The organism is Deinococcus rubellus, assembly GCF_025244745.1.
In the GTDB taxonomy this organism is placed as follows: domain Bacteria; phylum Deinococcota; class Deinococci; order Deinococcales; family Deinococcaceae; genus Deinococcus; species Deinococcus rubellus.
In genome coordinates this window covers 2,767,404-2,788,101 of record NZ_CP104213.1, presented here as the reverse complement: position 1 = coordinate 2,788,101, position 20,698 = coordinate 2,767,404, and the positions used below count along the sequence as shown (strand labels likewise).

At 64.6% G+C, this 20,698-nt stretch carries 18 protein-coding genes; 8 read left to right on the top strand and 10 right to left on the bottom strand.

The features are described from left to right. Positions 1 to 25 precede the first annotated feature (25 nt). Positions 26 to 1,126 carry a prephenate dehydrogenase gene (locus N0D28_RS14305; RefSeq protein WP_260560158.1) on the top strand — a complete coding sequence of 367 codons (1,101 nt, stop codon included), beginning with the start codon at positions 26 to 28 and terminating at the stop codon, positions 1,124 to 1,126. Positions 1,127 to 1,155: 29 nt separating this feature from the next. Here the strand turns inward: N0D28_RS14305 and N0D28_RS14300 are convergent, their stop codons facing one another. Further along, positions 1,156 to 1,761: an LON peptidase substrate-binding domain-containing protein gene (locus N0D28_RS14300; RefSeq protein ID WP_260560157.1), complete on the bottom strand. Its 606-nt coding sequence runs from the start codon at positions 1,759 to 1,761 to the stop codon at positions 1,156 to 1,158. An 81-nt stretch (positions 1,762 to 1,842) separates the two neighbouring features. On the opposite strand from N0D28_RS14300, the gene N0D28_RS14295 reads away from it, so the two are divergent. From N0D28_RS14295 to N0D28_RS14285, 3 genes are read left to right on the top strand one after another with little or no spacing between them, the layout of a single operon-like run. Continuing rightward, positions 1,843 to 2,805, top strand: a complete 963-nt coding sequence (locus N0D28_RS14295) for a diacylglycerol/lipid kinase family protein (protein ID WP_260560156.1) — start codon at positions 1,843 to 1,845, stop codon at positions 2,803 to 2,805. Positions 2,806 to 2,809: 4 nt separating this feature from the next. Next, positions 2,810 to 3,124 carry a PadR family transcriptional regulator gene (locus N0D28_RS14290; RefSeq protein ID WP_260560155.1) on the top strand — a complete coding sequence of 105 codons (315 nt, stop codon included), beginning with the start codon at positions 2,810 to 2,812 and terminating at the stop codon, positions 3,122 to 3,124. Continuing rightward, on the top strand, positions 3,121 to 3,747 hold the full coding sequence (locus N0D28_RS14285; RefSeq protein ID WP_260560154.1) for a hypothetical protein: 627 nt from the start codon (positions 3,121 to 3,123) through the stop codon (positions 3,745 to 3,747). The genes N0D28_RS14290 and N0D28_RS14285 overlap by 4 nt, the downstream gene beginning before the upstream one ends. Positions 3,748 to 3,783: 36 nt before the next feature. On the opposite strand, the gene N0D28_RS14280 is transcribed toward N0D28_RS14285, so the two are convergent. Next, a complete protein-coding gene (locus N0D28_RS14280; protein ID WP_260560153.1) occupies positions 3,784 to 4,536 on the bottom strand; it encodes a DsbA family oxidoreductase in 753 nt (250 codons plus the stop codon). Between the two features lie 290 nt (positions 4,537 to 4,826). On the opposite strand from N0D28_RS14280, the gene carB reads away from it, so the two are divergent. After that, positions 4,827 to 7,913, top strand: a complete 3,087-nt coding sequence (gene carB / locus N0D28_RS14275) for a carbamoyl-phosphate synthase large subunit (RefSeq protein WP_260560152.1) — start codon at positions 4,827 to 4,829, stop codon at positions 7,911 to 7,913. Positions 7,914 to 8,037: 124 nt separating this feature from the next. Here carB and N0D28_RS14270 read toward each other — a convergent pair whose 3' ends face one another. The 3 genes from N0D28_RS14270 to N0D28_RS14260 form a co-directional block, all read right to left on the bottom strand. After that, positions 8,038 to 8,610, bottom strand: a complete 573-nt coding sequence (locus N0D28_RS14270; RefSeq protein ID WP_260560151.1) for a PIN domain-containing protein — start codon at positions 8,608 to 8,610, stop codon at positions 8,038 to 8,040. Beyond that, positions 8,607 to 9,017: an excisionase family DNA-binding protein gene (locus tag N0D28_RS14265; RefSeq protein ID WP_260560150.1), complete on the bottom strand. Its 411-nt coding sequence runs from the start codon at positions 9,015 to 9,017 to the stop codon at positions 8,607 to 8,609. Before N0D28_RS14265 ends, N0D28_RS14270 begins: the two co-directional genes overlap by 4 nt. 156 nt (positions 9,018 to 9,173) lie before the next feature. Beyond that, the gene (locus N0D28_RS14260) at positions 9,174 to 10,586 is read right to left on the bottom strand and encodes an MATE family efflux transporter (protein WP_260560149.1); all 1,413 of its coding nucleotides are present in this window, start codon (positions 10,584 to 10,586) and stop codon (positions 9,174 to 9,176) included. Between the two features lie 89 nt (positions 10,587 to 10,675). On the opposite strand from N0D28_RS14260, the gene N0D28_RS14255 reads away from it, so the two are divergent. Then, the gene (locus N0D28_RS14255) at positions 10,676 to 11,275 is read left to right on the top strand and encodes an MSMEG_1061 family FMN-dependent PPOX-type flavoprotein (protein ID WP_260560148.1); all 600 of its coding nucleotides are present in this window, start codon (positions 10,676 to 10,678) and stop codon (positions 11,273 to 11,275) included. A gap of 59 nt (positions 11,276 to 11,334) precedes the next feature. Here the strand turns inward: N0D28_RS14255 and N0D28_RS14250 are convergent, their stop codons facing one another. Next, positions 11,335 to 12,330, bottom strand: a complete 996-nt coding sequence (locus tag N0D28_RS14250) for an ABC transporter substrate-binding protein (RefSeq protein ID WP_260560147.1) — start codon at positions 12,328 to 12,330, stop codon at positions 11,335 to 11,337. Between the two features lie 129 nt (positions 12,331 to 12,459). Between N0D28_RS14250 and N0D28_RS14245 the strand changes: the two genes are divergently transcribed. Beyond that, positions 12,460 to 12,837, top strand: coding sequence for a hypothetical protein (locus N0D28_RS14245; protein ID WP_260560146.1), 378 nt, complete (start codon positions 12,460 to 12,462; stop codon positions 12,835 to 12,837). A 43-nt stretch (positions 12,838 to 12,880) separates the two neighbouring features. Here the strand turns inward: N0D28_RS14245 and N0D28_RS14240 are convergent, their stop codons facing one another. From N0D28_RS14240 to N0D28_RS14225, 4 genes are all read right to left on the bottom strand, one after another. After that, positions 12,881 to 13,354 (bottom strand): DinB family protein, encoded by a 474-nt coding sequence (locus N0D28_RS14240; RefSeq protein ID WP_260560145.1) that lies wholly within the window; start codon positions 13,352 to 13,354, stop codon positions 12,881 to 12,883. After that, positions 13,351 to 14,163 (bottom strand): methylenetetrahydrofolate reductase, encoded by an 813-nt coding sequence (locus N0D28_RS14235; protein WP_260560144.1) that lies wholly within the window; start codon positions 14,161 to 14,163, stop codon positions 13,351 to 13,353. Before N0D28_RS14235 ends, N0D28_RS14240 begins: the two co-directional genes overlap by 4 nt. After that, on the bottom strand, positions 14,160 to 17,828 hold the full coding sequence (gene metH, locus N0D28_RS14230) for a methionine synthase (RefSeq protein WP_260560143.1): 3,669 nt from the start codon (positions 17,826 to 17,828) through the stop codon (positions 14,160 to 14,162). Before metH ends, N0D28_RS14235 begins: the two co-directional genes overlap by 4 nt. A gap of 402 nt (positions 17,829 to 18,230) precedes the next feature. After that, entirely contained in the window at positions 18,231 to 19,154 is a 924-nt protein-coding gene (locus N0D28_RS14225) for a ferritin-like domain-containing protein (protein ID WP_260560142.1), read from the bottom strand. 406 nt (positions 19,155 to 19,560) lie between these two features. Between N0D28_RS14225 and N0D28_RS14220 the strand changes: the two genes are divergently transcribed. Continuing rightward, entirely contained in the window at positions 19,561 to 20,691 is a 1,131-nt protein-coding gene (locus N0D28_RS14220; protein ID WP_260560141.1) for a GTP pyrophosphokinase, read from the top strand. Positions 20,692 to 20,698 lie beyond the last annotated feature (7 nt).

Sequence of the window (20,698 nt, the reverse complement as noted above, 5' to 3'; positions counted from 1 at the left end):
TGCGCCGTGCTAGCCTGCTCGGTGCATGAGCAGCCCGGTTCTTTCTCCCGAAACCTTCGAGACAGTGGTGGTGGCGGGCGTGGGGCTGATCGGCGGCAGCGTGGCCCTGGGCCTGCGCGAACGGATGCTTTCGCGGCACATCATCGGATTGGACGCCAGCGCGGGGGCACTGGAAGAAGCCCTGGCGCTGGGCGTCATCGACGAGGCGCGGACCGCTCCCGGCGAGTGGCTGAGAAGTGCCGATCTGGTGGTGCTGGCGGTGCCGGTCAAGGTGCTCACCTCTCTGGCCCGCAGCCTCGCGCCGTACCTCGCGCCCGGTGCGCTGATCACCGACGTGGGCAGCGTCAAGACGGGCATTGCCGCCGAGTTCGAGGCGCTGGGGGTGCGCGCCTTCGTGCCGGGCCACCCGATGACCGGCTCGGAGCGCGGCGGGGTTGCCAACGCCTCGGCGGGCCTGCTTGAAAACGCCGTGTGGGTGCTGACCCCCACCGAGCGCACCCCGCTGACGGCCTTATCCAGGATGCGCCGCCTGGTCGAGCAGCTCGGCGCGGCCCCGGTGGTGATGCCGCCCGACGCCCACGATAAGCTGGTCGCCACCGTCAGTCATCTGCCGTACCTGGCGAGCCTGGCGCTCACCCACATGGTCGCCCGCGACGAGAGATTGAGTTTGCTGGCGGCGGGCGGCTTCCGTGATCTGACCCGCGTGGCCAGCGGCGACCCACGCATGAGCCGCGACATGGTGGTCGAGAACAAGGTGGCCCTGCGCGAAGCCCTGCACAGCTTCTCGCGCCAGCTCGCGCATCTGGCCGATACCCTCGACGACCCCGAAGAACTGCTGCTGGCCGCCAGCGAGGGCAAGCGCACCCGCGACAACCTGCCGGTGGTCAAGCGCAGCCTGCTGCCGCCCAAGTACGACCTGGTGGTGGCCGTGCCGGACAAGCCCAACCAGATCGGGGCCATCACCCGGATTCTGGGAGAAGCCAGCATCAACATCAAGGACATCGAGGTGCTGGCCATCCGTGAGCACGGCGGCGCGATTCGTCTGGGACTGGAGGAAGCCGGAGACGTGGACCGGGCGGCGGCACTTCTCAGGCAAGAAGGCTACGCCACCCGCAACCGGGGCTAGGGACTGGGTCTAGAGAAAAGCAGGCCGTTTCAGTTCAGGTCGCGCGCGGGTACCGGCACGAAGCCCACCAGGGTTTCCAAACGCTCGGTCAGGCTGGGGGCTTCCAGCACCTGCTGGCGTTCCTCGCCGCTGAGCGGCAGCAGGACCGAGGCGAACGAGGCCAGCAGCAAAGGATCGGGCGGGGCGTGCTGCACAATCGCCTCGCGGTCGTCCGGGCGCATCCGCAGCAGATCGGTGACCAATCGGTTGGACAGCGCCCGCAGGATGGTGGCGCTGTGAACGTCGTCGTCGGCCTGAAGCGGCAGCAGTTCCACCTCGGCGCAGAGGTAGTCCTGATCGGTGATGAGGTGCTGAATCTGAAATCTCTCGCCGCCGACCACCGTGATCGAGGAGGTGCCGTCTTCGTGGGGCGCGACCTCGCGCAGGTGCGCCAGGGTGCCGATCATCGAGAGCCGGGCTTCCAGCGGGCGCGGGTCCTCGGTGGAGGGGGTCAGGATCTGCGGCATTCCGAAGGCCTCGCCGGTGCGCTGCACGCGGGCCAGCAACATTCGGTAACGCGGCTCGAAAACATACAGCGGCACCACCTGACCCGGAAAAAGCACGAACTGAGGCAGCGGAAACAGGGGGATGAGCATGAACCTATGCTGGCCCCCCCAGCGGGTTTTGATATGAATAGAAGCTACAAAGCGCCCCCAGTCCGCTATTCTGACCGGACTGTGTCGCCCTCACCCTTGCCGTTCAGCGCGCTGGCTGTCGTCCTCAATCCGCAGGCCGGGCGCGGGCTGGCACTGCGCGAGTGGCCCCGGCTGGAAGCGGCGCTGAACGCGCATGCTCTGCCGTGGAACTGGCTGAGCGCCGCAAGTGCCGAGGACGCCCTTAGCCGCGTGCAGGCGCTGCCGCCGGGCGTGGCGGTGCTGGCGGTGGGCGGCGACGGCACCGTAAATAACCTGCTGCCTGCCCTGGTCGGTACGGGTCGGCTGCTGGGCCTGGTGCCGCTGGGCAGCGGCAACGACTTCGCCGGAATGCTGGGGTTGCGTCCCGGTGACTTCGGGGCGGCCCTGTCTCGCCTGACATTCCCATCCCGCGCCGCCGACGCCCTGTGCTGCACGGTGGGCGGCTCCGGCAGCGGTTCCGAGACCTGGCTGATGAACGGCCTGGGCATGGGCTTCGACGCGCAGGTGGCGGCGCTGATGCTCCAGGCCCCGGCGCGGCTCTCGGGCTTCGGGCGTTACCTGTGGGCGGCGCTGAGTGCGGTGCGGCAGCTCAAGACCGAGACGGTGGAAGTCGTGCTGGACGGGCAGATCCTCTACGCCGGGCCATCGTGTCTGGTGGCGGTGATGAACGGGACGCGCTACGGCAGCGGCTTCATGATTTCTCCAGCCTCGGACGCTTTCGACGGGCAGCTCAACGTGGTGCTGGGGACCCAGCTCAGCCGCCTACGCCTGCTGGCGCTGATGGGCCAGGTGCTGCGGGCCCGGCACCTGGGCGATCCCCGCGTGCGTTCTGGCAGCGGGCGGCAGGTCACGGTGCGCTGGCAAAGCGGCGTCGTGACCCACCTCGACGGCGAGGTGATCGGTGTCCAGCGAGAGCTGAGTGTGCGGCTCGTTCCGGGAGCGGTGCAGTTGCTGGCTGGGCCGGAGCCGACCCCCGCCCATACCTCTGGTCGCAAGGTAGATTGAGTGAATGAACACCAAGCAGCAACTCCGCATGCTGATTCTGGGGGTGCTGGAGCGCCAGCCCGAGCACGGCTACGCCATCGCCCAGGCCATCAAGGGGCGCAGCGAGGGGCTACTGAGCGCCAAGGAAGGCACGCTCTATCCGGCGCTTCACATCCTGGAGGCCGAGCAACTGGTGGAAAGCAGCGAGGTGGAAGTCGGCGGGCGGCTGAGGCGCGAGTACCGCCTGACTGTGAAAGGCCGCCAGGAACTGGCGCGGGCGCAGGGCGACTGGCAGCGCCAGATTCGGGCTGTGAGCGCGGTGATGGGCGGCGAAGGGTGACGCTGGAGCACTGGCTGGCGGAAGCCACCTGGGGGTTGCCCGCCGCTGCCCGCCTGCGACTGGAGGCCGAGTACCGTGCCCACTGGGAAGCCAGACGCTGCGAAGCCAACCACTGTGAGGCCGGGAACGATGCTGGCCCGCTCGATCTGTTCGGGCCGCCGCAGACGGTGCGGCTGGCGCTGAGGCGGCTATACCTGTCGCAGCGCCAGCTCGATTGGCGTCGCAGTAGGTACTCCCTGGGAATGCTGGTCAACTTGCTGGGCGTCACCGCCGCCTTTGTGCTGACGCTGGGGCCTTCGCTGGCGCGGCTCCCCTTCTGGATAGTGCTGGCCCTTCCGGCGCCGGCCGCGACCCTGTTCGGCCTGGCTTCACTGACAACACGGAGGCTGGAGCGCGTCCAGCGTTCGTTCGTGATGGACGTGGTGTGCGTGCTACTGTGCTGCGCCCTGCCGACGCTCCTGCTCCTGGCAACCTGGCCGACGGGTCAGCGGCTGGACGGACTGCTGCCGAGTGGCTGGCCGCTGGCTTTGCTGGGTGCTGGCATGCTGGGTCTCGGCGGTATGCTGTGGCACGAAATCAGGTTTCGCCGCACTCTGGCCCTGATCGGGGCGGCGCTGATCTGAGGCGTGTGTGCTGGCTGGGAGCTGTAGAGGGCCGACTCAGCCCTGCGGCACCGCGCACGAGCCGTCCTCGCAGCCCTCGGCATCCGCTGCGCCGAGGAGCGTCAGGGGAGCCTGCTCACTCCAGACCTGCTTGAGCGCACTCAAAATCGTTTCAGGAGCCTGCGCTCCGCTGACGCCGTACTTGTTGCCCAGCACAAAGAAGGGCACGCCGCTGATGCCGTGCGCCTGGGCCTGCGCCTCGTCTTGCCGCACGGCTTCGGCATAGGTCTGCGCTTCCAGGGCGGTGCGGACCTCCTCGGCGTTCAGGCCGACTTCAGCGCCCAATTTCACCAGCGTGTCCACCTGACCCAGATGTTGCCCCTCGCTGAAATAAGCGTGGAGCAGCCGTTCTTTCATGGCGTCCTGCAAGCCGTGCTCGGCAGCCAGGTGGATGAGCTGGTGGGACAAAAAGGTATTGGCGGGCTGGACCTGGTCAAAGTGGTAGTCCAGGCCAACTTCGGCGGCAGTCTGGGTCATGCCGTCCAGCATTCCCTGAGCCTCGGCAGTGCTGCGCCCGTACTTGGCGGCCAGGCCGTCGCGCATGGCATTGATGCCAATCGGCTTGCTCTGCGGTGCGGAGGGATCAAGCTCGAAGCTGTGCCAGACGATCTCCACTTTATCCTTGCCCTCGAACTGTCCGAGCGCCTGCTCAAAGCGCCGCTTGCCGATGTAGCACCAGGGGCAGGCGATGTCCGACCAGATGTCCACTTGCAGGCGTTGGGGGGCGGGCAGGTTCAGGAGTTGAGTCATGCCCTTATTGTGTCGTAACTGACGTCAGAAGGGAGGAAGGCAGATGACAATGTAAAGCGGTTTGATTTTATTCAGTTTCTAAATCTGAATCTTTATCTTTAAGCTAGAGAATTTATACAGGATAAAGGTGTAGAGCAGGCTATCCGAATTCAACTTATAATTGCCTTGCAGAACTGTAAATTATCGTTTTTCTTGACTTCTCTTGGACGTTTCACGCTTTGAATTGTCTGCATAACCATACATGCCTCTCACGCCATTGACCCTGATCCGTGCCATACTCTGTTTTTGGAATGCCCAAACGCACTGACCTTCAAACGATTCTGATCCTCGGCAGCGGCCCTATTCAAATTGGGCAGGCTGCCGAGTTTGATTATTCCGGCACCCAGGCGCTTAAAGCGCTCAAAAAAGAGGGCTACCGCGTGGTGCTGGTCAACAGCAATCCGGCAACCATCATGACCGACCCCGATCTGTCGCATGCCACTTACCTGGAGCCACTGACGCCCGAATTCGTGGAAAAAGTGATCGCCAAGGAGCGCCCCGACGCCCTGCTGCCTACCCTCGGCGGCCAGACGGCGCTCAACCTCGCCATGGAACTGCACGAGCGCGGCACGCTGGAGAAGTACGGCGTGGAGCTGATCGGCGCGGGCGTGGAAGCCATCAAGAAGGGCGAGGACCGCGAGCTGTTTCAGGCGGCCATGAAGAAAATCGGCATCGAAACGGCCAGGGGCAAGATGGTTCACAGCATGGAAGAGGCGATTGAGTATCAGAAAGAACTCGGCCTGCCCGTGGTCATTCGCCCCAGCTTCACGCTCGGCGGCACGGGCGGCGGCATCGCCCACACCTACGAGGAGTTTCTGGAAATCACCGAGGGTGGGTTGCGCGACTCGCCCGTGACCTCGGTGCTGCTGGAAGAAAGCATTCTCGGCTGGAAGGAATACGAGCTGGAAGTCATGCGCGACACCGCCGATACGGTGATTATCATCACGGGTATCGAGAATTTCGACCCGATGGGCGTGCATACCGGCGACTCGATCACGGTGGCCCCGGCCCAGACGCTCAGCGACGTGGAATACCAGCGGCTGCGCGACATGTCGCTGGCGATTATCCGTGAGATTGGCGTGGCGACGGGCGGCAGCAACATCCAGTTCTCGGTCAACCCCGACAACGGGCGCGTCATTGTCATCGAGATGAACCCGCGCGTGTCGCGCTCCTCGGCGCTGGCGAGCAAGGCCACCGGCTTCCCGATTGCCAAAATCGCCGCGCTGCTGGCGGTGGGCTACCACCTCGACGAACTCCCCAACGACATCACCCGCGTCACGCCCGCGTCGTTCGAGCCGAGTATCGACTACGTGGTGACCAAGATTCCGCGCTTCGCCTTCGAGAAATTCCCCGGCACCTCCGACCACCTGGGCACCCAGATGCGCTCAGTGGGCGAGGTGATGGCGCTGGGCCGCACCTTCAAGGAAAGCTTGCAAAAGGCGCTCCGAAGCACCGAGAGCGACGTGCGCGGCCTCTACGCCGAGATGGACGAGGGGCAGTTACGGGCTTTGATGTACCCCAATCCGCGCCGCCTGGAAGCGGTGATCGAGCTGCTGCGCCGCGACCTCAGCGTGAACGAGCTGTTCGACCTGACCAAGATTGACCGCTGGTTTCTGGGGCAACTTCACGAGATCGTGGCCGCCGAGCGTGAGATTCTGGAACTTGGCCCGATAGAAGGGTGGAAGTACGAATACTGGCGCGAGGTCAAGCGGCTGGGCTTCAGCGACGCCCGCATCGGCGAGATCGTGGGCCTGACCGAGCTGGAAACCCGCGCCATTCGCAAGAAGGCCAACGCGCTGCCGGTCTACAAGACGGTGGACACCTGCGCCGCCGAGTTCGAGGCGCACACGCCGTACCATTACTCGACCTACGAGTGGGAAGACGAAGTCAAGGCCACCGACAAGCCCAAGATCGTCATTCTGGGCAGCGGTCCCAACCGCATCGGGCAGGGCGTGGAGTTCGACTACGCCACCGTCCATGCGGTCTGGGCCTTGCAGGAAGCCGGGTACGAGACCATCATGATCAACTCCAACCCTGAGACGGTCAGCACCGACTACGACACTGCCGATAGGCTGTACTTCGAGCCGCTGACCTTTGAAGACGTGATGAACATCGTGGAGCACGAGAAGCCGGTGGGCGTGATCGTGCAGCTCGGCGGGCAGACGCCGCTGAAACTGGCGGGCAAGCTGGAAGCCGCCGGAGCGCCGATCATCGGGACGAGTCCGGCGACCATCAATGAGGCCGAGGACCGGGCCAGCTTCAACGCGCTGTGCGAGCGGCTAGGCATTCCGCAGCCGAAGGGCCTGGTCGCCGAGACTCCCGGCGAGGCGCAGGAACTGGCCGCCAAGCTCGGCTTCCCGCTGATGGCGCGGCCCAGTTACGTGCTGGGCGGGCGGGCCATGCGGATCGTGGGCAGCGCGGAAGAGTTGCAGACCTATCTGGACGAGGTCTACGCCGCCGTGGAAGGGCAGCCGAGCATCTTGCTCGATCAGTACCTCTCAGGAGCGCTGGAGCTGGACGTGGACTGCCTGTGCGACGGGCAGACGGCCGTGGTGGCGGGCATCATGGAGCACATCGAGGCGGCGGGCGTGCACAGCGGCGACTCGGCCTGCATCACGCCGCCGATCAGCCTCAGCGCCGAGCTGACACAGACGGTCAAGGACACCACCGAGCGGCTGGCGCTGGCGTTGGGCGTGCGTGGGCTGATGAATGTGCAGTACGCCGTCAAGGACGGGATTGCCTACATTTTGGAGGCCAATCCCCGTGCCTCGCGCACCGTGCCGTATGTGAGCAAGGCCACCGGGCATCCGCTGGCGAAGTACGCGGCCCGCATCGCGGTGGGGCAAACCCTCGCGGAGATCGGGCTGACCGAGACGCCTGTGCCCGCCATGTACAGCGTCAAGGAAGTGCATCTGCCGTTCCTGAAGTTCAAGGGCGTGCTGCCGGTGCTGGGGCCGGAGATGAAAAGCACCGGCGAGAGCATGGGCATCGACGCCGATCCGTATCTGGCCTTCTACCGCGCCGCGCTGGGGGCCAAGAGCAACCTGCCGCTGTCGGGCACGGCGTTGCTGCTGGGCGAGGGGTTAGATGAAGTGGCGGGCGTGCTGGAAGGCGCGGGCCTGAGCGTCATTCGGGAGCAGGACGGCACGGTGTCGTTTGAAGATGCGTTGCCTGATTTGCTGATTGACGTGACTGGGAGCCAGTTGCTCCGCACGGCCTTGGAGCGCGGCGTGCCGATTGTGAGCACGAAGGAAGGGGCCGAGTGGACGGCGAAGGCGATAGCTGGAGCGGTGGGAGCGGAGCTGGGGGTTCGGAGTTTGCAGGAGTGGCTGAGCTAGGCACATCCTTACTAATAAATTGAATGACATGGTTATTGATCTCGTCTGAAGTTAAAGACGAGATCAATAATTATGCCCCCGCTGCTGCTTGGGCAGGTCGGGGTGGCAGAGGGTGAGGCAGGCGCTAGAGGCTGTCCCTGAACCGCTTAAGCTGCCCGGCAAATAGTGGAAGCTCGGCGCGAACCAGAGCCGCCAGCAACTCGTCTGGGCTGAATGGCGGCTTTTTCAAATCAGCCCGCAGCTCGTGTAAAGCCGCCAGCACACCGCCTGGCTGCTGTTCAAGGCAAGCCACCAGAAAAGCGTCAGGATGAATGGCTTGCAGGGACGCGGGCAACGCCGAAGACGGAAAATCAGCCAAGTTGAACGTTAGGAGCACGCTTGCGCCTGCGCTGAGGGCGGCGTCAAGGACGTGTTGGTCGTCGGGGTCAGGCAAATGATGGTTTCCGGTGAGAGTTGTAGCGTGCAATGAATCCCTTACTGCACGGTTCATTACCTCGCGGGTACGCTGCAAACGAGCATGGCTCAAATCGGGGCGGTGCTCCAGAAGATTAGTGATCCATTCATCGTGAACGCGGTCTGTCCAGCGCGGGGCGAGCGTTCCCTTGACGCCTAACCGGACAATCAAATCGCGCAATACGTTTTTATACAAGACATTTGCATCGCACAAAACGATGAGTTCAGAGCCAGCAGAAATCAATAGTCCAATCCCATTTCCTGCGCCAGTTCGGTAATTTCCCGCGCCAACGCCTGCCGCTCGGCCAAGTCCTGCTGCTGGTACGTCAGCACATCACTCAGGCGGATGCGGCGGTGCTTGCCAACTTTGCGGTAAGGGAGTTTGCGCCCCTCCAAAAGCTGCTCAATCAGGTAAGGACGGCTGACGCCCAACACATCGGCAGCGGCTTGGGTGCTGAGTTCCTGATCTTGACTCAGTACGGTAATGCTCTGGCCCTTGCCAAGTTGCCCCAAAATTTCGCTGAGCAGTTGGGTGAGTTCTGGTGTCAGGGTCACGTCGCGGCTGAGCTTCAAGGGGGCTTGGCTGAGCAGTTGCTGTGCGGCCTGTGCCAATGCCTGTTCAGCGGCGTTGGGCGTGTGATGCAGGGTCATAGTTCTACTATTCGCAATATTCGCAGCAAACGCAATTGGCAACGTCACAGTTTGAGTTTCCTCAAAGCTCGGGCTTCTGCTTGGGCAGGGGGCAGGCGATAGAGGGCCAGATGCCGCACCCGCTGATCAGTGGCCTTCAGAACGGCCTCGCCGCGCTCAGTGCCCCGCTGTGATGGTCGCTTCGCCCTCGCCCGTGTAGACGTGCTGCTCCCAGCGAATGCGCCTGGCCCGCCACATAAAAATGACCAGCTTGGCGCTCTCCTCGGTGCAGCGGGCAATCAGCAGGCCCCAGAAGCCCAGGCCCAGCCCAAAGGCCAGCAAGTAGGCCAGCGGCAGCCCCACCACGAAGGCCGACACCGAGTCGCCCAGCAGCACCCCGCGCGGATCGTTGCTGCCCGGCAGCACCCCGATGCCCAGAATCAGGTTCTGCACCTTGACCACCTGAAAAGCCGCGTTGACCAGAATCGAAAGGGTGGCCAGCTGGATCACGCCCGCGTCCACGTGCGGAAACAGCAGCCCCAGCAGCGGCGCGGTGAGCGCAAACAGCACGCTGCACACCAACGCGACCAGCAGTCCCCAGCGCTGCACGCTGCGTGCCCAGGCCGCCGCGCCTGCCGCACTGCCGCGCCCCAGCGACTGCCCGATCAGCACCGTGGCCGCCGACCCCAGCCCCAGCGAGGCCACGATAAACACGCCCTCCAGGGTGTTGCTCAGCTGCATGCCCGCCAGCGCCTCGGTGCTGATCCGTCCGGCCAGCAGCGCGTACAAAAAGGTGCCGCCGCTCCAGGCCAGTTCGGTGGCGGCCATCGGCAGGCTCAGCGGAATCAGCGGCGCGAGGGCTTTTTTCCAGGCCAGCACGCTGCGCGGCACGCTGGCGTCCAGAATGCCGCGCCCGTAGGTCTGCCAGGCCAGCAGCCCGGCCCGCAGCGCATACGAAATGGTGGTCGAGATGCCCACGCCGATGACGCCCAGCTTGGGAAACGGCCCGAAGCCGGTGACCAGCGCGTAACCCAGCACCGTGTTGAGAATCACCGCCACGATGGTGACGGTCATCGGCGTGCGAGCGTGTCCGGTGGAGCGCAGCGCCCCGCCGAAAATGGCCGCCGCAGTCACGAACGGCAGCGACACCGCCACCACGCTCAGAAAAGGCCCGCCCGACCCTGCGACTTCCGGGGTGGCCCCGACCAAGCGCAGAAAGTTCGTGCCGCCGAACACCAGTGGCAGGGCCAGCAGCCCCGACACCAGCGTGCCGAGGGTCAGCGCCGCGCCGAACAGCCGAGACGCCCCGGCGCGGTCCCCGGCTCCGTGCGCCCGCGCCACCAGAATGCTGGTGCCCGCGCCGATGGCGTTGAGCGTAAAAAACAAGATCATGGTGACGCTGTTGGAATAGCCCACCCCGGCCACCGCCAGCGTGCCGAGCAGCGCCACGATAATCTGGTCAACCAGGCCCAGCGCCAGTTGCGCCACGAACTCCAGGCTGACCGGCAGGGCGATCTTGACGAGTTCGCGCCGGGGGGTGGGCGGCGTGTTCAGGCCGGATTCGGCAGCGGACGGGGAAGGCGAAAGCAAACTCACCTGAACACTGTACGCGGCCGGAGCGCAGGCAAGTGTCAGGCAAGCCGGTGCCTGCGCCGTACACCGGAGCCTTAGACTGGGCCATGCAGCTCGATTCCGCCCACCTGCTCACCGCCGACAACGTAGGCCAGATTTACCGCGAACCCAGCCTGCTGGTCAGCAGCAAGGTCAGTGACCACATCGGCACCGACTTTGCCCGCATCATTGCCCAGTCGCCGCTGGTGGTGCTGGCGACCCGTGGGCCGACCGGCCTGGACTGCTCGCCGCGCGGCGACGTGGGGCAGGTCGTGTACGTACACGACGAAAAGACCCTGCTGCTGCCCGACCGCCCCGGCAACAACCGCATTGATAGTGTCCGTAACATTCTGGCGAGTCCGCAGGTGGCACTCGTGTTTCTGGTGCCGGGTGTGGCCGAAGCGTTCCGGGTCAACGGCACGGCCCGCATCACCACCGACCCGGCGCTGCTGGCGCAGTTTGCCTACAAAACCCAGTTGCCGCGCAGCTTGATCGTCATCGAGGTCGAGGAAGCCTTCCTGCACTGCGGGCGGGCCCTCGTGCGCTCCGACGTGTGGAACGCCGAGAAGCACGTTTCGCCCTCGGTGCTGCCCAACTTCGTGCAGATGCTGCGCGACCAGACCAGGGTAGCCTTGCCCGACGACGCCCTGGTCATCGAGGACCGCTGAAGGTAGGAATAAAAAACAGGAGCGCGCGGCCCCGGCTCTTGTTCACTCTGGCCGGGGCGTTACTTCGCCAGTGCCTTGACCCAGCTCAGATCGACCAGTTTGCCCAGGTCCGGCACAGCGCGGGCAAATCCGGCTTCCATGTTGAGCTGCGCGTATTCCGCCAGCGTCTTGAGGTTGATGTCGGAGGTAACCTGGGTGCGCGCCAGCCCCTTGAACAGGTCGGCGCTGCTGGGGCGCTTGCCGGTGAAGCTGTAGATTTCGTCGCTGATGGCCTTCTGCGCCCCGGCGTTGCTGGCCTTGATGAAATTGATGGCTGCCAGATGGCCCCGCAGCAGCGCTTTGACGGCCTCCGGGTTCTTCTTGGCGTAGTCGGTGCTGACCACCAGCACGGTGGTCGTGTAGTCGCCGCCGTTCCAGATGGCTTTCTCGTTCGCGATGAGTTTTGCGCCCTGCGATTCCATCACCGCGCCCCAGGGTTCTTGCACCAGCGCGGCGTCCACCTGATTGCTGGCGAAGGCGGCGGGCATGTTGGCCGGGTCAATCGGAATCACCGTGACCGTGCCGCCCTCGTCGCTGGCCTTGAGACCGTTCTCGTGCAGCAGGTGGCGCAGGCTGATGTCCTGGGTCGAGCCGCGCGTGGGCACCGCCACCTTCTTGCCCGACAGTGCCTTGACGTTGCGAATGCCGCTGCCCTGGCGGGCCACCAGCACCGCGCCCGCGTTGGCGGCTCCAGCATAAATCTGAATCGGCACGCCGCGCAGAAAGGCGTTGATGGCCGGCCCGGGACCGACGTAGGAGGCGTCGATGGCCCCCGCCGCGAACGCCTCGTTGACCTGTGAGCCGTTGGCGAATTCGCTGACGACCAGTCTGGTGTTGCCGAGTTCTTTCTGAATCAGTCCCTTCTGGATGCCGACCAGGCCCGCCGCGTGGGTCACATTGGGGAACACGCCGAGGCGGAGCTGGGCGGGCGGATTGGACTGGGCTTGAGTAGATTGGGCCTGGGTCTGGGCCGTGAGTGCCAGAGCGATGGAGGAGAGGAGGAGAAGAGGTCGCATCGTCGGAGTATAGCGGATAAGATGACTCATTTTATCAACTAGAGAACTGTCGGCCGACCTGACCTTCTGGCCAGTGCCTGGTCAGCCAGCCAGTACCCTATCCCGCCCTGCACGGCGCAGGATAGAGGCATGTCGTTCGCCCTGTCTTCTGTTCGTGTGTCCGTCTGGACGGTGCTGCTCGGCGCACTGGTCGTACTGGCCGGACTGGGCCTGCTGTTCGCCTGGCGCACGCCCGTCGATCAGGCCCAGATTCGTGCCTCGGCAGTCATCGAGCGCTGCACGGTGGCCTTCTCCGCCAATCACTTTGCGGCGGCGGTCCGTGAGCTGGGCGGGCCGGTCACGCAGGGCAGCTTCAAGGTGCTGCCCGAAACTGTCCAGGCGGCAGGCGGCGGGCGCTGGACAGCCCGCATCGAGTCCAACCTGTTTGTCGGCGATCAGGAACACTATCCGGTGTTTCTCTGCACGGTGGGGCCGCAGGGCGTTGCGTTGAGAACAGAATCCAGGTGAGGGCCGCCGAAAGGCGCTTGAACTCCACCCCATCGACCCCGGCTCAGGCGCTCGACGCGTCCAGCAGTCGCCGCACCACCACCAGCTGACCCAGATGATAGGCGGTGTGGTCGGCGATCAGCAGCGCCTCGCGCAGCCAGGTCTGCTGGCCGCCGTCGGGGCCGTCGCCGTTCGGTACCACCGCCAGCGGATCGGCACGCTCGAACAACTCGAGGAAGGCGGCCAGATCGTCCTGAATGCCCTGCGCCGTCTGCGCCCAGCTCTCCGGTGTGCCGGGCGATTTGGGCCAGTAGTCGGTGGGCCACTCCAGCTCGGTGTACCCAGTGTCCCCCACGAAATTGAGGATGTCGCGCTGGGTGAACCAGACATGCCACAGCAGGCCCCAGGCGGTGTAGGGCAGCCCCACATCCTCGTTGATCTGCTCAACGGGAAAGCCCTCCAGTACGTCGCCGAGTTGCAGGTGGGCCTGGCGCTCGGTCAGCAGGGCGCGGACGTGGGCCTTGAGATTCTCGCTCACAGGATGCCGCCCAGGTACTCGCGGACGCTCTCCTTGATCGGCATGAAGTAGACGTGGCTGCCGGTCTCCTGCGCAAAACCCAGCACGTCGCGCGCCCAGGCCCGGTTGCAGGCCAGGGTGGGCTCGAAGCTGCGTGGAAACACCGCCCTGTTGCGGTTTTGCCAGTAGCTCAGGCTGCGCTCGGTGGTCACCGAGGTCGCGCCCCAGAAGACCTGCCGGGTGGGCAGCAACTCGGCCCAGACGTCCATCAGGCGGCGGTCAAAGAAGGGCTGGGTAAAGAACCCGACTGCGCCCGCTTCCAGCTTGGCCTCGGCGTAGTCGCGCTCGCGGGCAAAACTCTGGCGGTACGGATCGAGGCCCGCCCAGACGCTGATCTCGGGCAGTTCGCGCCTGAACTTGCGGATGATGTCCAGCGAGGTCACGTCGAAGGTATGGCTGCTCATGTCGCTGGGCGCGTCGCCCTCGATGACCAGCACCTCGCGGATGTCGTGCTGGCGCAGAAAGTCGGCCATTTTCAGCGGCTCACGCGGGTTGATATCAATCGCCCGGATGTGCGGAATCGCTTCCGGCACGTGCTCGCGGGCCATCCGGCAACCTTCCCAGCTGCGCATCCGGTAGCGCAGAAAATCGGGAATGTTGACCGTCTGCACGCTGCCGAGTTCGGCGCGCAGTTCGGCCAGCTCACTGCTCAGCGACGTGCGGCTGCGCGGCACCAGTTCCACGCTGACGCGGGTGAGTCTGGGGATGGTGTGGACGGGTTCGACCAGAACCGATTTGGCCAGCACCGATTCGGACAGCACCGAGGTCACGCTGTCACCACCTGGGGCTGAGTCCGGGTGGGAACCACCGGCTGCGGGTCATACGCCAGGTTGGGCGCGAGCCACTGCTCGGCTTCCTCCAGCGTCCAGCCCTTGCGTCTTGCATAATCGGCCACCTGATCGCGCCCGATGCGGCCCAGCGCCAGGTATTTACTGTCGGGGTGCGCCAGGTACAGCCCCGACACGGCGGCGGCGGGCAGCATGGCGCAGCTCCCGGTCAGCTCCATGCCGATGCCCTCGGCGTCCAGCAGGGCAAACAGCGTGCGCTTCTCGGTGTGGTCGGGCTGGGCCGGGTAGCCGGGAGCGGGCCGGATGCCCCGGTAACGCTCCTTGATCAGATCGTCGCCGCTGAGTGTTTCACTTGCCGCGTAGCCCCAGTACTCGCGCCGCACGTCCTGGTGCAGCTTCTCGGCGAAGGCCTCGGCCAGCCGGTCGGCCAGGGCCTTCACCATGATGGAGTTGTAATCGTCGAAGGCCGCCGCGTACTCGCGGGCCAGTTCGTCGGCCCCGTGAATGCCCACTGCAAAGCCGCCGATCCAGTCGGGCGACTCGCTCACGAAGTCGGCCAGGGCGGCGTTGGGCACGGTCTGGTCGCGCTGCTGGCGCAGGGTGTGGAAGGCGGTGTGGTGTTCGGGCAAGGTGAGATCGTCGCCCACCCGCCGCGCGGGCCACAGCCCGATCACGCCCCGCGCCGTGAACCTTTTCTCGGCCACGATCTTCGCCAGCAGCGCCTTGCCGTCCTCGTAGAGCTTGCGGGCCTCGACGCCCACCGACGGGTCGCGCAGAATCTTGGGATAAACGCCAGGCATTTCCCAGGCGATAAAGAACGGCGTCCAGTCTATGAACGGCAGGAGGCCGCTGAGATCCTGCTCGATGACGGTGCGGCCCGGCTGATTCGGTGCGGGGGCGGGCACGTCTTCCAGTCTGGGCGCACGCTGGCGGGCTTCCTCAATGCTGACCAGGCGGACGTTGCGCTCGCCGTGCCGCTCCCGCAGGCCGTCATACTCGGCCTTGACGCGCGCGGTGATCGCCTCGCGGTTCTGGATCAGGTCGCCCGCGACGCCCACCGCGCGGCTGGCATCCTGCACATGAACGACGGTGCCGGTGTAGGCCGGATCGATCTTGACCGCCGTGTGCGCCCGGCTGGTGGTCGCGCCGCCGATCATCAGCGGTGTGGTGAGGCCCCGGCGGGTCATCTCGCGCGCCACGTTCGTCATCTCGTCCAGGCTCGGCGTGATCAGACCGCTCAGCCCGATGATGTCGGCGTCCAGCGCTTTGGCGGCGTCCAGCACCTTCTCCGCCGAGACCATCACGCCCAGATCGGTGACCGCGTAGCCGTTGCAGGCCAGCACCACGCCCACGATGTTCTTGCCGATGTCGTGCACGTCGCCCTTGACCGTCGCCAGCACGATCTTGCCCTTGCTGCCGCTGCTCCCGGCCTTCTCGGCCTCCAGGTAGGGTGTCAGGTAAGCCACGGCCTTCTTCATCACGCGGGCCGACTTGACCACCTGCGGCAAAAACATCTTGCCCTCTCCGAACAGATCGCCGACCACGTTCATGCCGTCCATCAGCGGCCCCTCGATGACCTGTAGGGGCGATTTGAGCAGCTGATAGGCTTCCTCGGCGTCCGCGTCCACGAAGTCGGTGATGCCGGAGATCAGGGCGTGCTTGAGCCGCTCCTGCACGCTGCCGCTGCGCCACTCGCTGACGGCGCTGACCTCGCGCTTGATGCCCTTGTAACTCTCGGCCAGCTCGATCAGTCGCTCCGTCGCGCTGAGTGGCGAAGAAGTCGGCGTGCGGGCCAGAATCACGTCCTCCACGGCCTGTTTGAGTTCCGGCTCGATGTCGTCGTAGACCGCCAGCATTCCGGCGTTTACGATGCCCATGTCCAGCCCGGCGCGGATGGCGTGATACAGAAAGACCGCGTGCATCGCCTCGCGCACATGGTTGTTGCCCCGGAAGCTGAACGACACGTTACTGATGCCGCCCGACACCTTCGCGCCCGGCAACTCGCGTTTGATCCACCGCGTCGCCTCGATAAAGTCCAGCGCGTAGCGGTCGTGCTCGCTCATGCCAGTGGCGACGGTCAGCACGTTGGGGTCGAAAATGATGTCCTGTGGCGGAAAATCGGCCTGCTCGGTCAACAGCTTGTAGGCCCGCGTGCAGATTTCCTTGCGCCGCTCCAGGTTGTCGGCTTGCCCGGTTTCGTCAAAGGCCATCACCACGGCGGCGGCTCCGTAGCGCCTCAAGAGCCGGGCACGTTTCAGGAACTCCTCCTCGCCGTCCTTGAGGCTGATGGAGTTGACCACCGCCTTGCCCTGCACCCGCTTGAGTCCGGCTTCCAGAATCCCCCAGCGTGAGCTGTCGAGCATGAACGGCACGCGGGAAATGTCAGGTTCTCCGGCCAGCAGGTTCAGGAAGTGAATCATGGCCGCCTCGCCGTCGAGCATGCCCTCATCGAAGTTCACGTCGATGACCTGAGCGCCGTTCTGCACCTGCTGGCGGGCGATCTTGAGTCCAGCGTCGTAGTCGCCCGCCAGAATGTGTCTGGCAAATTTGGGGCTGCCGGTGACGTTGGTGCGCTCGCCCACGTTGACGAAGTTGGTTTCCGGCGTCACGGTGAAACTCTCCAGACCGCTGAGCCGCAAAAAGGGCGCGAGCTTTTTCGGGCCGCGTGGCGCGTAGGGAGCCACCGCCGCCGCGATTTGCCGGATGTGTTCGGGGGTGGTGCCGCAGCAGCCGCCCACGATATTGAGCAGGCCCTCCTCGGCGAAGGTTCTCAGCACCTCGGCGGTGTGTTCGGGCAATTCCTCGTACTCGCCGAAGGCGTTGGGCAGCCCGGCATTCGGGTGAACGCTCACCAGCGACTCAGTGTTCTCGGCAATCGAGCGCAGGTAAGGCCGCAGGTGATCGGCTCCCAGTGCGCAGTTGAGGCCCAGACTGAAGGGCCTGGCATGCGCCACGCTCACCGCGAAGGCTTCCGGCGTCTGCCCGCTGAGGGTGCGTCCCGAGGCGTCGGTGATGGTACCCGAGACCATCACCGGAACGCGCCGCCCGATTTCGCTGAATACTGTTTCTACCGCGAATAAAGCTGCTTTGGCGTTCAGGGTGTCGAAAATGGTTTCGATCAGCAGCAGGTCTGCGCCGCCGCGTAGCAGGGCGCGAATCTGCTGGGCGTAGGCGTCGTGTAGTTCGTCATAGGTCACGGCCCGGAATTCGGGACGCTCCACGTCGGGGGACAGGGTGGTGGTGCGGTTGGTCGGCCCAATCGAACCCGCCACAAAACGCGGTCTGCCGTCGCGGGCTTCAAATTCGTCGGCCACCTCGCGGGCGATCCTTGCCGCCTCCACGTTCAGCTCGTCTACCAGATGCTCCAGCCCGTAATCGGCCTGGGCGATCACCGTCGAGGAAAAGGTGTTGGTCTTGGTGATATCGGCCCCGGCCCCGAAGTACTGAGCGTGAATCTTTCTCAGCAGATCGGGCCGGGTCAGTTGCAACAGATCGTGGTTGCCCTTGTACTGCCGGTCCCAGGCGAACTCGGGGAGGCGGTAATCGGCTTCCGTCAATTCCTCGCGCTGAAACATGGTGCCCCATGCGCCGTCCAGAATCAGGATGCGTTCTTGAGCGAGTTCGTTCAGGGTGCGGGCATGGGTCATGGGGTGTCCTCGTCTGTGTTGTCTCGTCTGACAGTCAAAATCCGCCCTCGCATGGGAGCGGGGCGGCGATCTCGGTATGCCGGAATGCTCCATCGTTCCTGCGCCGGAGGGGTGGGTCCGGAAGCCATCGTTGGCGGGCAGGCTGGCCTGAAGCACCTTTTCCGAAATGGGGGAGAGGTTGCCGCGCCTTCATTGAGCCAGGTCTCTCGGGCGCTTCTGGATGGGGAGAAAGCAGCACTTGCTTGTGCTGAGAGGTAGTTTAGCGTGAATGGCGGGCGGCGGGGCGGGGGAGGGCAGACAATTTGGACTGACGGTCTGGACTGGCAATCTGGACTGGCAATCTGGATTGTGGGGCATGAAAAACGGCCCCCGGTGAAGGGAGCCGCTTTCAAGCAGGAGAATCTACTTGATGTTGCCGTTGAGGCCGTTGGGGAAGAAACCGCCCTTGCCCGCGCCGCCCAGGTAGACAATCGGCAACACTTCAGCAGTGCTGCGGCTGAAGGCGATGGAATTCGCGTCGGTGGGAACGATATTGGCCGCGCCCGTCGCGGTGTTGTCCGAGGTAATGCCCTGATCCTTGCCGCCGCCGACGCTGGCACGCAGAGCACTGATTGCGCCGATCAACTGAGCGACGTTCACGCCGTAACCGGTGGGAGCCGCACGCTGAGCGTAAAGCTGAGTGCGCACTTCGCCCGCGTGGTAAGCCTCGACGGCCAGAATGCCCGCCGCTGCTTCCAGGTAATCGGGGTTGGTGATCAACCGGGCTGCACCTTTGTATGCGGTGACGCCCACATCTTCAAAGATGAATGCGCCGTGCAGGAAGTACAGATCAGCCGAGTAAGGGTTAAAGCCGGGTGCGAGGGGGGTAGCCAGGCCGGCACCCATGGCGGCCGCGTTGGCTGCCGCTACGAAAGCGGGGCCAATGTCGAGCACAGGACGCGCGACGGCGTTCGCACCGAGAGCACCGTAGAGGAACTTGACGTGGTTCAGCTCGTCCTGAGCAATTTCTGCGGCGTACTGGGCCACAGGTGAGTTAGGGTCTGTAAATGTGTTCGTGGTGCCGTCAAAGCCCGTGCCCGTGAGGATGACATCAGCGCCGCCGCCGATGGCCTTGAGTTCGGCCAGGCGGCCCACAGCGGCGGTGTAGAAAGCCGCTTCCAGGTACTCCAGGTTCAGAGCGAAGTTCAACACGTCCAGGTCGATGTTGGCTTTGGCGGGTGGGGCGGCCACAGCAGGCGCACATGAAGCCAGCACGGCTCCGGCTCCCATCAGACCAGCGGCGGAAAGGAACTGACGGCGGTTGGGTAACTTACGATCTGCGCTCATAGGGACTCCTTGGGGGGTTCGAGACGATGCCGAACAAACACAACGCGGACGCTCCGGCTCACTCGCGAGAGGGCTTTGAGAGATAACCGACACTGTGTTGTAAGCGGAGATTAGCGGATTGGATGTGCGGTTTGTCGCCTGTACGATTTGGATGAACTTCATCTAAAGCGATTGGGTGATATTTTTAGACCTAAAATATTATTTAGTCAAGCCTAAAACAAATTCAATTGAAGTAGACCACTGGAAACTGCTGAACTTGCTTTTACAATGCCAAATCACTATTTGAGAAGCGATCTGGAGAGTGATTGTATGCGACCTCAGCGCTATCGGGCGGAGTCTACGGCTACGGCGCAGACATGTGGGGCGTGTCCTCCGGCAGCTCGGCGGCTTGCTCTAGCATGTCGGCGTGGATTTCTCGCCTGACATCACCGAGATTCTGGCCGCCTACCGCGCCGAACACAGCACCTACGCGGCGCTGCGCGAAGACGCCATGCGCCTGATCGAGGGGCTGATCGAGGGCGCGGGCATCAAGATTCACCACCTCACGTCGCGGCTCAAGACGCCTGGCAGCCTGCGCGAGAAGATGCACCGCAAGCCGGGGCGCTATACCCACCTGAGTGACGTGACCGACCTGGTGGGCCTGCGAATCATCACCTACTTCGAGCAGGACGTGGCGGCGGTGGCGCGGGCGCTGGAAGCAGTCTTCGACGTGGACTGGGACAACAGCGTGGACAAGAGCAAGGTTCACGACCCCGACCGCTTCGGCTACCTGGGGGTGCATTACGTGATGCGCTTCGTCAGCCGCGACTACAGCGGTGGCCTGTCGCCGCGCTTCGAGGTCCAGATTCGCAGCATCCTGCAACACGCCTGGGCCGAGATCGAGCACGACCTGGGCTACAAGAGCCGCGCCGCCGTGCCCAGGGAAGTGCAGCGGCGCTTTTACCGCCTGGCGGGCCTGCTGGAGATGGCTGACGAGGAGTTTATGGCGATTCACCGGCTCTCGCAGGATTACGTGGCCGACTTGCCGGGCCGCATCGAGGACAACCCTGACGGCGTGTTCGTGGACGCCCAGAGCATGGCCTACCTGACCAACGACTCTTTTATTCACGGCCTCGATCTGGAGGTGGCCCGCGCCCTGGGCGTGCCGCTGCTGAGTGACTGGCCCGACCCTGAGCGTCCGCAGCGGCTGGCCAGCATCCTCGATTATGTGGGCGTGCGTTCGGTGGGGCAGTTGCAAAAGGAGTTGCGCCGACTGGAGGGCGAGGTCGTGCAGTTTGCCGCCGCCCTCAATCCCGAGTTGCAGGGCGTCTGGACGCCGGTGGGCGGCGCGCGTCCCGGCACCAGCATCGTGCATTACGCGCTGTGGCGGGCCTGCGGGCACGCGGGTCTGGAGGCCGACGTGGTGGCCCGGCTGCTCGATCTGCGCGGTACCTCGGGAGCGCTGGAGCAGACCGTGCGCGCCATCTACGAACAGGTCAATAGCGAGCAGGTGGGCGGTGGGCAGGCCGCGTCCGCCGTGCAGGAGTCGGCCCGGTAAGAATGGG

Bases quoted from the DNA above. Each gene is read 5' to 3' on its own strand.
- N0D28_RS14290 (WP_260560155.1), top strand. From the start codon at position 2,810: ATGAACACCAAGCAGCAACTCCGCATGCTGATTCTGGGGGTGCTGGAG.
- N0D28_RS14250 (WP_260560147.1), bottom strand. From the start codon at position 12,330: ATGCGACCTCTTCTCCTCCTCTCCTCCATCGCTCTGGCACTCACGGCC.
- N0D28_RS14245 (WP_260560146.1), top strand. From the start codon at position 12,460: ATGTCGTTCGCCCTGTCTTCTGTTCGTGTGTCCGTCTGGACGGTGCTG.
- N0D28_RS14300 (WP_260560157.1), bottom strand. From the start codon at position 1,761: ATGCTCATCCCCCTGTTTCCGCTGCCTCAGTTCGTGCTTTTTCCGGGT.
- N0D28_RS14255 (WP_260560148.1), top strand. From the start codon at position 10,676: ATGCAGCTCGATTCCGCCCACCTGCTCACCGCCGACAACGTAGGCCAG.
- carB (WP_260560152.1), top strand. From the start codon at position 4,827: ATGCCCAAACGCACTGACCTTCAAACGATTCTGATCCTCGGCAGCGGC.
- N0D28_RS14265 (WP_260560150.1), bottom strand. From the start codon at position 9,017: ATGACCCTGCATCACACGCCCAACGCCGCTGAACAGGCATTGGCACAG.
- N0D28_RS14225 (WP_260560142.1), bottom strand. From the start codon at position 19,154: ATGAGCGCAGATCGTAAGTTACCCAACCGCCGTCAGTTCCTTTCCGCC.
- N0D28_RS14305 (WP_260560158.1), top strand. From the start codon at position 26: ATGAGCAGCCCGGTTCTTTCTCCCGAAACCTTCGAGACAGTGGTGGTG.
- N0D28_RS14280 (WP_260560153.1), bottom strand. From the start codon at position 4,536: ATGACTCAACTCCTGAACCTGCCCGCCCCCCAACGCCTGCAAGTGGAC.
- metH (WP_260560143.1), bottom strand. From the start codon at position 17,828: ATGACCCATGCCCGCACCCTGAACGAACTCGCTCAAGAACGCATCCTG.